The sequence below is a fragment of the Bacteroides sp. AF32-8BH genome (assembly GCF_003435205.1).
GTDB lineage: Bacteria > Bacteroidota > Bacteroidia > Bacteroidales > Bacteroidaceae > Bacteroides > Bacteroides ovatus.
On the sequence record NZ_QVLZ01000009.1, the window covers coordinates 59,357 to 72,727 of the forward strand.

General features: G+C 41.2%; 9 protein-coding genes. 2 read left to right on the forward strand and 7 right to left on the reverse strand.

Translation table 11 applies throughout. The features are described 5' to 3' along the window. Nucleotides 1-16 precede the first annotated feature (16 nt). The 6 genes from DWZ47_RS07835 to DWZ47_RS07860 form a co-directional block, all read right to left on the reverse strand. Nucleotides 17-2,554, reverse strand: coding sequence for a hypothetical protein (locus tag DWZ47_RS07835; protein ID WP_117512727.1), 2,538 nt, complete (start codon nt 2,552-2,554; stop codon nt 17-19). A gap of 27 nt (nt 2,555-2,581) precedes the next feature. Beyond that, nucleotides 2,582-4,591, reverse strand: coding sequence for a hypothetical protein (locus DWZ47_RS07840; protein ID WP_008649859.1), 2,010 nt, complete (start codon nt 4,589-4,591; stop codon nt 2,582-2,584). 27 nt (nt 4,592-4,618) lie between these two features. Beyond that, complete coding sequence (locus DWZ47_RS07845; protein WP_117512728.1) at nt 4,619-5,593, reverse strand: FimB/Mfa2 family fimbrial subunit; 975 nt, start codon at nt 5,591-5,593, stop codon at nt 4,619-4,621. A 288-nt stretch (nt 5,594-5,881) separates the two neighbouring features. Further along, on the reverse strand, nt 5,882-7,453 hold the full coding sequence (locus tag DWZ47_RS07850) for an Mfa1 family fimbria major subunit (RefSeq protein ID WP_008649857.1): 1,572 nt from the start codon (nt 7,451-7,453) through the stop codon (nt 5,882-5,884). Nucleotides 7,454-7,512: 59 nt separating this feature from the next. Next, nucleotides 7,513-8,817: a DUF3868 domain-containing protein gene (locus DWZ47_RS07855; RefSeq protein ID WP_117512729.1), complete on the reverse strand. Its 1,305-nt coding sequence runs from the start codon at nt 8,815-8,817 to the stop codon at nt 7,513-7,515. A gap of 4 nt (nt 8,818-8,821) precedes the next feature. Beyond that, nucleotides 8,822-9,391: a DUF3575 domain-containing protein gene (locus tag DWZ47_RS07860; protein ID WP_055279194.1), complete on the reverse strand. Its 570-nt coding sequence runs from the start codon at nt 9,389-9,391 to the stop codon at nt 8,822-8,824. A gap of 268 nt (nt 9,392-9,659) precedes the next feature. Here DWZ47_RS07860 and DWZ47_RS07865 point away from each other — a divergent pair, with 268 nt between their 5' ends. Further along, complete coding sequence (locus DWZ47_RS07865) at nt 9,660-10,574, forward strand: helix-turn-helix domain-containing protein (protein ID WP_008649853.1); 915 nt, start codon at nt 9,660-9,662, stop codon at nt 10,572-10,574. Nucleotides 10,575-10,761: 187 nt separating this feature from the next. Here DWZ47_RS07865 and DWZ47_RS07870 read toward each other — a convergent pair whose 3' ends face one another. Next, the gene (locus tag DWZ47_RS07870) at nt 10,762-11,982 is read right to left on the reverse strand and encodes a site-specific integrase (protein ID WP_032852803.1); all 1,221 of its coding nucleotides are present in this window, start codon (nt 11,980-11,982) and stop codon (nt 10,762-10,764) included. Between the two features lie 563 nt (nt 11,983-12,545). Between DWZ47_RS07870 and DWZ47_RS07875 the strand changes: the two genes are divergently transcribed. Further along, complete coding sequence (locus tag DWZ47_RS07875) at nt 12,546-13,028, forward strand: hypothetical protein (protein ID WP_008649850.1); 483 nt, start codon at nt 12,546-12,548, stop codon at nt 13,026-13,028. The last annotated feature ends 343 nt before the right edge of the window (nt 13,029-13,371 follow it).

The following is a 13,371-nucleotide window of genomic DNA, read 5'->3' on the forward strand; positions in this document are numbered from 1 at the left end:
TTATCATTCCCAATAATCAATCTTCCCGCACACAACGTATTGGTAATCCACGTGCTGTTCCCATGTCATTATCGTAAAAATCAATCCACTTTCCATTATACCACCCAAAAGTCATACTTGTTGTTGTCATTGGAGAAGCAGTCCAATATTGTAGCCCATTATCATATACAAAACTATAATCGAAATCAATTACACCCGTCATTGGGAAAAACAATTCTCTACCAGGCTGTATTACTGAAAAATAAACTCCCGTATCTTCCATACGGCAATTTTCAGTTAAATAATAGTCCTTTCTCAAATTATAAAAAACAATATTAATAGGCACCCTATATCCATAGGGGCAGGGATCGTATATAGATTTACCTGCTGTTATATCTCTACCTTCCCATCTATACGGACTGAAAAATGACCAGGCAGTTCTTATATCAGTCCCTTTACTAAAGAAAGACATGGGATTTAGAATACCTTCACTTAATGAAACTCGTTTTAATTCATGCAAAGCAGAAACCTTCATCCCCAAAACGTCAAAGAGAGGTTTACCTGGCTTCTCAAACGGGTCTTTACGTCCCCATTGGTAATACAGACCATAAGAATTATCACCTACAGCATCCGAAACAGCCCCTATATTCCGATCCATAAACGTGTAAATCGTACCTCCGGACTCTGAATGAATATATCTATCTGAAGGACGAGGAGCACACCAAATATGCCAACTCCAAAGCACCTTTGCATCATTTGCATTAGGATCTACATTATCATACACGGCAATTACAGCATTTCCAAATCCCTGACTACCCGAAGTTATGAATTCAACCCTATCATTATTGAAGGCAACTTGTGTAATTAATCCTTCTGCATCTTGCCAAGGCAACTTTGCCGATTTAGGAGCGATTCCTGCTCCTTCCGCTTTAACCATTCGTGTTCCATCAGCTTTTTCAAAAGAATAATCGGGATTCTCATGAGAAGGATCATGAATAATTCCTTCTGCCCCATTTCCCATAATAGCCCCATTGAACGAATAAGTTCCTACTTTTTCTGCAATATAACAGTTGGCATAACTTTCATTGATATCTAATGCTACGGTAGGAGCAGGCTCCACAATAGGTAAATAGCGTACAGAATTTCCACATGAGACCTTGAAAAAGCCACCTTCGAAACCTGATTTATCCTTCGTTGTAATAGCTAGTTTTATTCCAAGTTCGTCAGCTGACACAGCACTACTACTTATAGAAACATGATTATCATTATTTGTTCTTTGCAGGCTTCCATTAGTATAATCCCATAATACCACCCCTTCTTTATCTTGTGTTATTTCAGTCTGTTTGTCAGCCTTTACAATAGAAATACTTATAGTTTTGTCAGGCCTGCCTGAAGTTGAAACTGTAAAAACAGAAGTCGGATCAGTTATATTCGGCAATAAGGCTACTTCCCCCTTACTTACCGTAAAGCCTTCACCCGGGACATCGCCATTAATATTTATCTCTTCTCTCCAGTCCAACAAATCCATATCAATTTCTACATCATCCACACTTAGCACCCTCACGTCCACTGTATAAATATGATTCCTCAATATTCGATAACTATCATTTGTTTTAATAGGAATTACACGTTCAATAATACGATTTTCTCCAGTTTCATTATTCCACAAAGGAATCCTGACTTTCAAAGCTGTAACATTCGTATTTTCATCATAGTCTGATTCATTCTCTAACCAGTTCTCATAAATATAGCGGTCATAAGACGTCTCCGCTACTTTATCAACATTTACCCCGTCATCTATCGGTAACTCAACGGATGATAATAAATGAGAATTTTCCCAGCGAAACCACCAATCAACATTTTTTAAAGTACAATCTATATATCTGTGATATACGTCATTCCACCAATCATTTGCAGCAGGATTACGGTGAGTCTCAAAAGGTGCAAATGGACGAATACACAAAGGCATATGAAGTATTTGAGTCTCTACCTGATTTATATTAATATTCCATGACCCTAGAACGGAGCGTTTTGTAGTACGAACCACGGTTCGTAACTTAGCGACTCCACGAAGTAAATGTACATCAGCCTCAAACTCACGACCACCGCCCCACCTATCTCTTATTGTCCCTATCCCGGACATATATAACGGAGTTGTCAATTCCTCCTCTGGAGTGACATCAATCGGATATTCTTGATTTGCCCACACATAAATATTATCTCCATCTCTAAATGTACCAATAGGCACTTCAATACTTGCCTTATATATACTATCCTCATAAGCATAGGAATCAAGATATATTGCTCCATTCTGCGTAGAATAGAAATTTCTGTAATGGTCACTATCATAATTTCTTATTTTTACAAACAAGTCTTTTATCTCATTTTCTTTTTCTAAAGCAGTGCTGCGTGTATTAGAACCCACAACTTTAGAAGAAGGTACTATGACTTTAAAAGTAAGCCTCTCCATTCCTTCCGGTATGCATGAAGTGTCTCCATTCTCATACACTGACGTACATGAGAATATAAAACAGCTTACAGAGCATAATATTAGATATACAATGTACTTTTTCATACTATATATTATTCTGCTATTCTTAGTTTATTCTTTAACACAACGTATAGAGCGTCCATCTGCCCGCCAAAACGGTTGCCATTCTTGTCCCAAGCCATAACCATATCCCCCTAAAGGATAAACTGAATTTACTGAAGCTACAGATGCCCAATGCGACAATCCAGATATAAGACGACCATCTTGAGGCAGACGTTTGTCTGATCTTGGATAATAGCCTGCTTCTGGATGAATAATACCTTGTGTACTCTCAGTTGAACCAGCTTGTAATCCCTTCCAAGGTTGATTGTCTGGGGGAACACGCCAACCTATCGGACATGGATCAAATATTGTTTTATTATTTGGCAACCATAATGAATAATTCATTAATGACACCGAATTTGTATACCAGTCTCCCCAACTTCGCTCATTAGTTATATAAGTTAGAGGTTCACGAACCGACTCTACTAAGTTTTCCACTTCAGCTACTTTAAAACGGACATTGGTTACACTATTTTCCGTATAAAGTGTTTTTTCCTTTTGAGTCCAATTTTCAGCACTAGGAAAAGGATCTTTACGTCCCCATTCATACAGTAAACCTTTTACTCCACCGTCAATTGTATATTCATTAGTCATAGCTCCCAGATTTCTATCCATCCAAACCAAATTATTAAAAAACTTCTGTCCTTCTGTTACATTTGGTTCATAATCTGTACACCAAATATGCCAACTCCAATAAATCTCGCCGTTTACTTTCATCGCAACAACCGCATTTCCCTCTTTTGCCGTCCTTACCTGCAAATAAGCCCTCTCGCGCTCCAAAGCATTGACTACCGTTACTCCTTCGTCCGCAATAACTCCTTGTTCATCTTGCCATACGAGTTCTGCCGTTACGTCTCCATCCGGAATTGGAATATTGCCAAACTCTGCTTGTTGAGCCCATATCTTATATACGTTTTCAGTAGGAATATCCACCCTTCCGCCCGGAGCTACCATATAACAATTCGTCATCTTAACTTCTCCCTTCACCTCTTCTGCTTGTGGCGGAAGATATTCCCATGGACACACTGTCAGATTTAGTTCAAACTTAGCTGTTTTTTGAGTAAAACGGCAAAAAAGTTTATATACATGGTTACGTTCTATTTTTTCTAGAATTTCTCCATAGGGATAACCGGTATAAGGATCATATCCGCCCAACTCGACCCAAGCACGACCATCATATCCCGTTTCATATCTATAATGGAAATCTAAGGATAATTTATCATATATACACTCCATTTCCGGAACATAAAAAGAATATAATAATTCTCCTTTATCATCAGAATATACTTCTTCTCTGATTTCTTTTCTGTCCATAAAATAGATATTATCGTAACGGTTATCCGGCACTCGGACAGGCGATATAAATCCAATATCTGATATACGATCCACTCCTAACTCTTCAATATAAAGCCTGTTTTCCCAGTAGTTTTCATCCTGTCCTATTTCCCTCCTCATATAAACATCTACCCTCGCAACAGCTCGGTCTACTTGCAGATTGATTATTTGTGTCGTCCCTTCCAATGCGTCCACTCCTGTCAGTTCTCCATACATCGGCAAACAATAATCATTATAGTAGCCCATTATATTAGGATTCCAATAATCCATTATATCACGTCTCCTGTATTGTATTTCAGCCAAATCATCCGGATGATCCACTGCTTCCAATAAAGCACGGGAATCCATATCCGTTGGCTCATTTACAATGGCATAAAACGTTTTACCAGTAGCAGCCTTTACTAGAAATATCGGAGTAACGTATACACCATCATTTATATTCAAATCCGACCAATAATACATCTTATCTAAAGTAGAGCCATCAAAAACGTAAAGACGTAACCGGTTGATACGCGTTTCATTTTCGTTCAATACTTCAGGATCATATGTAGCACGTGTACTGATACTCATATTCATTCGCACCTTTCCCGGTTCATCCGACAGAACTGCACGTTGTTCCTCATTCACACATGAGAAACAAAGCAGCACAAGCCACATCATCCATTTATATTTTGTATATCTCATATCATTTGCTGTTATAGTTTACGTTTACTAAAGGTCTTCACCTTTCAACCAGATAGTCCAGCCGTTAATCACAATCTTCGTGGAAAGGAAATTCAATAATTCCGGATTATAGAAAAAGACTATCGCATACTCGCTCTGACGGTCGAGGTACTCCTGCGCCGGAATATTGTGCCCCTCCATTTTTGTAAGTAGCAGGTAAGGTATCAGGTCAACCTTCATCAGTTCCTTACTGTCCGACATGCGTGTAAGCGTCAGATATACTTTTTTATGTTCGAGCAGGCGCATGGTATTCATTTCCGCCACAATGCCCACATCTTCCACTTTTTCCAAATGATAGGGCTGATAACTAATCACGTCGTCATCCAGCAAGTCATTATTCCAGTCATAATATCCGTTGTCCGCATGGATTTCGAACAGGCAATCACTCATATCCAGTTCTTCTCCCGGACCGGACTTTTGCAAGATAAAGCGGAATTTATTGCTATCCTTTATCAGAGAGACCATTTCCGTCTGTTCCTGTCTGCCGGTAAAGTCGACAGTCTTCACCTCGCCATACCAAAGCGGGTTCAGAGCTTTATTATGCACCAATGACTCTTTCCGTTTCATTCTTACCATCAAGTCTTCCAATGTTGATTTCCCGGCAACCAGTTCCGGCATTTCAAAGTCATCGCTCACTCCCGCCCAAGCGGCTATCCGGTATTCACCGACCGGAAGCGGCAACGGCATACGGTAGCTGCCGCTGCCCAGAGTTTCTCCCTGCTCGCTCTTCTTCATGATAAACGTACCTTCCTTGTCAAATACAAACACGTCGACACGATTCACTTGAGCCGCAAAAGCGTCGGAAAACTCCATGTTATAGTCATACCGGAAACGAACATACAACTGACATTCCGGTAGTGTCTCATCAATGGATGTGCAGGAAAAGAGTACAAGCAATAACAACAGGCAACTTCCATAATTCATCCACCGGACGACACCCTTTGTTTTCATTATCTTTCTCATAATCTATGGTTCTATTTATTTTTCTAATTTCATATATAGCGTGGAAAAGCGACTTTTGCCTTTCTCGGAATAATCTGCTTTAGTTGACAAATCGCAAAACTTGCCTGTATGGAAGACCTGTTTTTATCAGTTTTTTTATATCAAGGTCTTGATTCACGGAAATAAGCCTCCGCCGGCTGAATAAAAACGAAAAGAAAGAAAAAAAAGAAGGCGCCATAAGACAAGCTGCGCCGTATCATAACGCCTTCTTATTATTTTAATTGTTATTTTAGCCCGATATAGTTGTCATTACAAATCCACTCCCTGACTCCAGGTAGTCCATGGATTTACCGTAATACTTACAGAGAGATATGCTTCAGCGTCATCATCATTCTCACCCGGTTTTTCAGGGTCAGTAGGATCTGTGGTATCAGGAATCCAGGGAGTACCCGGTTGTTTCACGCTGTTGATAGTCAATGTGTACCAGTTGTTACGTACAACACCGTATTTGCCAAGTGCCATTGTGGCGGTGATTGCATCGTCATGACGGATGAGGATGTTATAATAGCATACACCTTTCTGGAAGTATTCTACACCTACGGTTTCACCGGCTGTTGCATCAGGCTTGGAGTATTCACCACCGTTCGCAATAGCGTCCAGTTCGGCGAGAGTAATAGCGGCAAAATCAGCACCGACAGTTTTGCCTTGTGCAGTAGCGGCAGCAGACATACGTGCATAGAACTGGTCACAAAGAGTGATTATCTGTGTTTGCAATGCATCCGGTGAAGTAACTGCTTTTGCAGCATTATATACTGCCTGCAAATCAGCCAGTGTCTTATAAGTGACACCCAAAAGGCGGAACCAGCTATCGCCTGCTGTAAATGAATTAGGAGTGTAAACCGCACTTGCTACGGCAGCTGTAGTCTGTGCCTGGGTTTGTGCGTCGGCAGCCATTGTGTTCTCAAGACAGTATTTGCTATCCGTCATAGCTGAAAAATCAGCAGGCAAAGTTCCGTCGTCAGCAACTTTCAGATAGTTGAACTGTGACACATTGAATCCTGCCAGTTCATAGTTCGGGTCAATTCTGTAATCCGCACCTGCAGAACCTCCGGCGGGCATTACGATTTCAGCATACGGGAACATGCTCTTGTTGGTAACATTCAATGCCCAGTTGCCGAATGTACAGGTTACTCCTGCCGGAACTGTGACACCACCCGGATTTATTCCTAAAGAAACCTTGGCAACGACACGGTCTACGTGAATCAGGGAACGGTCAGCTTCGGCAGCGGCAATCGCGGCAGTAGCATCAGCAATAAGCGTTCCATCAACCACCTTCACATTAGCTGTCACCAATGCTCCGTTAGCCGGATTTGCATTGTCGCCGGCGTTAATCATCATAAAGTTGTTCTTTGCTGCTCCAATCACCTCTTCGAGTGCCTGCTCTACAGCACCATTGATGACAGACCAGGAAGCTGAAGCTACACAGGCAGCCTTGAACTTGTCGCTCGGATTAACTACTGCCAGTACTTTGGCGGTAGTAGAAGGAACTTTGAATGCATTTCCGGTCCCTGCTGCAGGATTACCGCCTGCATTCAAAATATACTCGGCCGAAGCCAATGTCTTTGTCTCCAAACAAACGTCTGATGCATCAAACAATGCAAGGAGTACTTCGTTTACATTCTGTTCGTCCGCTGTTCCGTGATTTTCTCCAGGAGCGCGTGTTCCCGTACTTTTAGGCATATCTACAACTACGGACATATAAGCCTCCCTGCCGTCTATCGGCAACAGGTCTTGTCCGCCGGTTGCCATCTCTTCATCATTACTACATGCTGCCATCGCCAGTCCGACAAACAGCGTTAAAAAAGATTTGTCCAATTTCATTGTTTTAAAATTTAATGAATACTAAAATGTTAATTACTAAGTATAAGTTTCAGATTATATTATTCAGCTTTTATACCTTCCAAACGTTTCAGGTACACCCGCATCGCGTCGTAATCTCCCATTTCCCAAGCCACGATAGCGGCGTTATTGTTAGCTATCCTGTCACTCGGAAAACGGTCAGCAATCATCCGGATAATCCTGTTGTATTCGTCCGAACCTTTGCCGTAGCTGACTGCGACCTGATACATTTCGTTATGGTTCATCTTATCGGGACGTGTTCTGATGATTTCCCGTCCCTGCTCTACAGAGAACGGAACCACTGTATAGCTGACTGTATATTCCACTAAGCGCAGCTTCGGATATACCTCTTGCAATAAGGCATTATATATTTTTCCGCCATCGATAGCTTTTATCTTCGCATCGCGCGCATCCGGTTCGGGAGTCTGCCCGATAATATCGAGTACTTTCTGCATATAGGAAGGACGGTATTCGCACAACCATGCAGCTAGTCCCTCCCAGTTTTCCGGCACCGAACGGCATTCTATCATACTGTCGTCCAGCTTATAGGCATGTTTCAGGTTTTGTACCAACGCTTTCGCACGTTGTTCGGAAAGGCGGGCATTGCCGTCATAATTGCCTTCCGGCGATGAGTAGCCCACTATCTTAATCCGGGCAATACGATAGTTATCATCCTCACGGATAGAATCAATGGACGAATGGATTTTAGCCAGTTCGGCAGGATTATTCATATAATCGGCAAGCAATGCCGACTGGTTCACTTTAAAATTAAGATATGCACTGCGGGTGAAAGAACGGCGTTTCTCCTCTGCCTGTGCCACCATTATTTCCAGATTCGGGCGTTCCACTACCTCTTTGAATAAAGGAAGCTCCGCTACGGGATCATTACCCAGTGCTTCTCCGCAACCTGCGCATCCCTGTAATTCACGGAATATCTCGACACGTGCTCCGGACATCCACTCCTGTGCCGGGACTGTTTCGTTATATTCTAACAACATATCCCGTTTCCTGTTAAAACGAATCATTTCCTGTCTCTCTCCCGCAGCCGGTTCTTTGCCATACAGACTTTCTTTCCGCTTGTTCATGCGATAACGGTTTCTGCCTGCAATGCAGACTGAAGGCAGGGCGAGCGTATCGTTTTCCGACCGGCTGATTATCAAAGGAGTGATTATCATCTGTCGGCGTGAAGGAAGCCGCAGTGTACTGCAATCCATATTAAATGAGACTTCCACTTTGTCATCGCTTATTTTCCGGGCAACGGCTTGTCCGATATTTATCTCCTGGGCATGGGCGGAAACTGCGCCTAGCAGTCCCAAGGTCACGTATATACAGATTCTTTTCATCATTAGCCTATTTTATAATGTATATGATACTCACGGCAGCTTTTGTTGGGCCGAAGTAGTTTTTCTTCTCACTTTTCTGAATGGTTCCACATGTGGCACAAGGATATTTGGAATGATCCAACCGCGCATATCCGACTCCAAGTACAGCCTCCATACTCCAGCGGTTGCCGAGCAGCCACTGATAACCGTAGGATATTCCACCGCCCCACAAATGTCCCTGATAACGGTGACGTTCCATGTTATCACTCAAAAATGACATTCCGCCCACATTGTATTTGGCGTAGTGTCCGTGCAAACCCAGAAAATGACCGTTGAATTTCTCACAAAGCCAGTAGCGAAGTTCCGGCTGTACGCCCCAGTGGCGAAGGCGCGTTTCATCATCAAACTTCCAGGGGTTATAATTTCCGGATAAATCGAGAGACCATTTCTTGCCCAAACCTATTTCCAGCCCCAAGTTCATTGTAGTAGTAGCGTCATAAAGCAAATTAGTCTTTACTGCAACCTTTTGGGCGTAAGAGTTGCCCGTATTACAAAGTAGTATTCCCAAGACTCCGATTAAACATAGATATTTCTTCATGTCATCTTATTATTTATTATTGCTTTTGTTTCATCTCTATTCTGTAATAGAGATAAAACAAAAGAATACAAACAATAAAAACCTAATTACCAATGATTTATATCACATAAAGCACCCATATAACGTTTCAGTATCATGATAAAATGAATCATAGCAAACAAAACAGAAAATAATATTCTGATATATAATTCATTAAAAATACAGATACTGAAACAATTGTGAAACAAACAGATAGGTAACAGACCAAACAATCAAAACAGTTATTGCCATGGAAACAAAACTTATGAAAAGCGAATTGCTGTACATCGAAGAACACCTGTCATGCCAAAACTACATGACAACGATTGAAACCGGATTCAAGTATTTGGAGTTCGATAAGAACACAGAATTTGAGGAAGACACTACAAGTAAGAATTATCTTCTATTCTTCCTGAAAGGTGATTTCACCATAACTTGCAACCAGTTCCACAACAGATCGTTTCATGCCGGAGAGATGATACTCATCCCCCGTTCTTCCCGGCTGAAGGGAATTGGAGAAAACGGTTCAAGCCTGCTCTCCATGTTTTTCGATATGCCCGAAGGAAACTGTGACAAGCTCATATTGCAATCTTTATCAGAGCTATGCAACAACATTGAATATGACTTCTCACCGATTAGAATACACTACCCACTGACACCATTCCTCGAAGTGTTAACCCACTGTATCAAGAACGGGATGAGTTGTGCACACCTGCACACCCTGATGCAACGGGAATTCTTCTTTCTCCTGCGCGGATTTTATGAGAAGCGGGAGATTGCAACCCTGCTTCACCCTATCATCGGAAAAGAAATAGACTTCAAGGATTTTGTCATGCGTAACCATACCAAAGTGGATAATATAGAACAGCTCATCTCACTATCGAACCTGGGAAGAAGCCGCTTCTTTTCCAAATTCAACGAGGTGTTCGGAATGACTGCCAAACAATGGATGCTGAAACAAAAGAACCAAAGGATACTCGAAAAAATGACCGAACCGGGAGTATGTATAAAAGACGCCGTTGAAGAATTGGGATTTGATTCGCAGAGTAACTTTAACCGTCACTGCAAACTATATTTCGGATGTACCGCCAAACAGTTAATGGAACGCTGCCAGACTGAAAACAGCCCTATTAATGAGGATAACCACGCAACGTGTACAAAATGAATAAAAAAATGTACTTTATGACAATTTATATTATAAAAAAATAAGCTTACTTTGCAGCGTGAAATAGTTCAAAATAACAAAGAGATTTTAATATAATCTCTATTACAGAATAGATTACAATATCGCAAAGATAAATAAAAATATTATATCTTCTAATTTTCAACGGATTATATTACAAATTTTCATTTCACTTGGATAAATTTGTAACCATGCTGTTCACCTGATTAAGCATGGATACATCGAAATCTTTCAAATAGACGCGTGTCATTTCTTCCGAAGTGTGCCCTAGTCCGGCACTAATCACAGAAATTGGTGCTCCATAGTCACGGGCAAGGGTAGCCCAGGTATGGCGGGCGGTGTACGTCGTCAACGCAACTTTTATATCAGCTGCAACAGCGATTTTCTTCAAATGGCGGTTGATACGCCCTAACGCCAGGCGGTATTGTTTGTATCCCGAAGCGTATTCACCGCTGATTATCGGAAAGAGATACTCATTTTCCGTCTTGTATTTATCCATCAAGCCCTGCATCTGCGGAGTCACCGCTATGCGAATCAACTGTTTCGACTTATGACGGGAATAAGTCAGCACACCATTGCAAATATCGCTCTTCCTCAAAAGGACAATATCGACAAAAGCCATTCCCTGCGCATAAAAGCTGAACAGATACAAATCGCGGGCAAACTCCAGTTCAGGTTCATTCTCCAAATTCAAGTCCGCCAGATTCTGCATATCCGTCCGTGACAAAGCACGTTTCACCGTTTTCGCCGGGCGGGTCTGTGCCTTCGCAAACGGATATTCGCCACGAGGATGATAACCGTCCGCTACCGCCTGGTTGTACAGGGAACGCAAGTTGCGCAGATAATAGCTTACCGTATTTCCGGAAGAGCCGTTACTATACAGGAAATCCTCGTATCTCCTGACGAACGCCGAATCGACCTCCGACATCCGGACATCGGGGCGGCTTATAAATTTTGCCAACGACGAGCGGGTGCTCTTGTAGGCCGCAGCCATCCCCACTTTCTTCAGTTCCTGCTTACGCTCAATCTGCGCATTGATATATCGCAATAAATAAAACTGTGGTTTTCCTGTACCAAAAGCACTTTGAGCCAGAATATCCTCCACTGTAAATTCTTCCCTTGTCCGCTCAAGCTGCCTGATCCGTGTATCAATCCGATTCCGCATCTTCCGCAGCTCGCGGTTCATTTTCACGACCTCTGTAGCCGTAAAAGTAGAACCTACGCCATTCATAATCTTCCCTTCCAGCTCGTCAAACACCTCCTCTTTCACCCGGTAGCCTGTATACAGTAACTTTTTTCTCCGATTGTGGATCACCTGAAATACTAAAGGATAACTGCCATTATTCAATATCCTGCTCTTATTCAGCATAAGTTTCACTGATGTTATCATATCTTGCTTTTTTTGTTTGAAACGTAAAAGTACGAAGTTCACCTTACTTATCAGAACTATTTTTCCGCCTGTTACGCAAGAAACAAGAAATGGAATAAAAAGTTTTTCCACTTTAAGAATAGTTATCTGATAAATATAGTTAAAATACACGTTCTAGTAATCAGTATATTTTTATTACATATTTCCAATATGCATACGCATAAATTAGAGATGTATACTATTTATGATATTTCATTACATAATATAAATATTTCCGCTATTATTCCTTTTGAAAAATTAGAATATTAGGCATAGCTTTGCACTATGGATTTTAGGGAGCCGTCCGTTCCTTTAAAAGGAAGAGGTCCTTCCTCGGTGTGCAACGGGTCGTTCCTTTTAAAGGAACGGCCCGTTGGTTTTAAAGGAAAAACCGGCATTTGTAACCATTTGAATTTCAACTTCTTACTGAATTAAAATTCCGTCCCCGTAACCCATGGGATTTTTTCCAACAAACACGACAGAATCTGCCGCACGAAGCGGCAATCAGTATACAACAAATTTCAACAATCCAAAATTCAATTCCCATGGTTACAGTCACGTTTGCCATCAAGCCATATCTGGCGAGGTATATGTATGTCCGATACGGACAAAGTTTAGAACTTCAATCGCACAACAATCCACCTTCAAGGCTCCCCACTCCAATCCACCTCTCCCACCTCACTCCCATTTATCACTTCCTGCATCAATTATCCGTTCCTCATCCGCAAGGCGTCTCCTGGAAAGAGACAGGAAATATCTGTTTTGTTCTTCCCAGCCCAAGGCAAGGGAAGAATCCGGAAGTTTATAATTATTTCGGGCAGGACAGTATCTTTATTATCGAAAAGGAAATTGAGGTGGAAATGAAAGCGGAGCTTTATTCATTCCTGTTGGAAAATAAGTTCAAAAATGGAGTGATGTATATAAAGTCAATGCATGAGTTTGTGATAAAGTATGATATGGCGGAGTCGGTGGAAGAGGAAAGTTTGATGAGAGGGTTTCAGAGGTGGAGAAAGAAAATGAAAGTTTAATAAGACTAATAAGCAAATATCCCTAAGTGATAAGCTACAGCATATATACCCATAGTAATTATTCAAGATAAAATCAAATGCGATTTGGAATATTTTTCATTCCACATATGATAGAAAACATCCAAAAGCTTTGGAATATAATATTGTTTCAATAATTTTGTAAATTCAATTTTTAAATTAAATACTATGTACACACTAACAGAGATTAGAGAAGAGTTAAAAATTAAAGAACGTTCTGTAAATGATTTAATTAGATACATAAAAACAAGAACGGACGATAATCCCAATTATAGTCTATTATTAGGAGCCGGATGTTCTGTAATAGGTATAAATTAAAACTACA

What these genes read in the sequence shown, in the direction of transcription:
- DWZ47_RS07835 (WP_117512727.1), bottom strand. Translation starts at nt 2,554, where the DNA reads ATGAAAAAGTACATTGTATATCTAATATTATGCTCTGTAAGCTGTTTT.
- DWZ47_RS07840 (WP_008649859.1), bottom strand. Translation starts at nt 4,591, where the DNA reads ATGAGATATACAAAATATAAATGGATGATGTGGCTTGTGCTGCTTTGT.
- DWZ47_RS07845 (WP_117512728.1), bottom strand. Translation starts at nt 5,593, where the DNA reads ATGAGAAAGATAATGAAAACAAAGGGTGTCGTCCGGTGGATGAATTAT.
- DWZ47_RS07850 (WP_008649857.1), bottom strand. Translation starts at nt 7,453, where the DNA reads ATGAAATTGGACAAATCTTTTTTAACGCTGTTTGTCGGACTGGCGATG.
- DWZ47_RS07855 (WP_117512729.1), bottom strand. Translation starts at nt 8,817, where the DNA reads ATGATGAAAAGAATCTGTATATACGTGACCTTGGGACTGCTAGGCGCA.
- DWZ47_RS07860 (WP_055279194.1), bottom strand. Translation starts at nt 9,391, where the DNA reads ATGAAGAAATATCTATGTTTAATCGGAGTCTTGGGAATACTACTTTGT.
- DWZ47_RS07865 (WP_008649853.1), top strand. Translation starts at nt 9,660, where the DNA reads ATGGAAACAAAACTTATGAAAAGCGAATTGCTGTACATCGAAGAACAC.
- DWZ47_RS07870 (WP_032852803.1), bottom strand. Translation starts at nt 11,982, where the DNA reads ATGATAACATCAGTGAAACTTATGCTGAATAAGAGCAGGATATTGAAT.
- DWZ47_RS07875 (WP_008649850.1), top strand. Translation starts at nt 12,546, where the DNA reads ATGGTTACAGTCACGTTTGCCATCAAGCCATATCTGGCGAGGTATATG.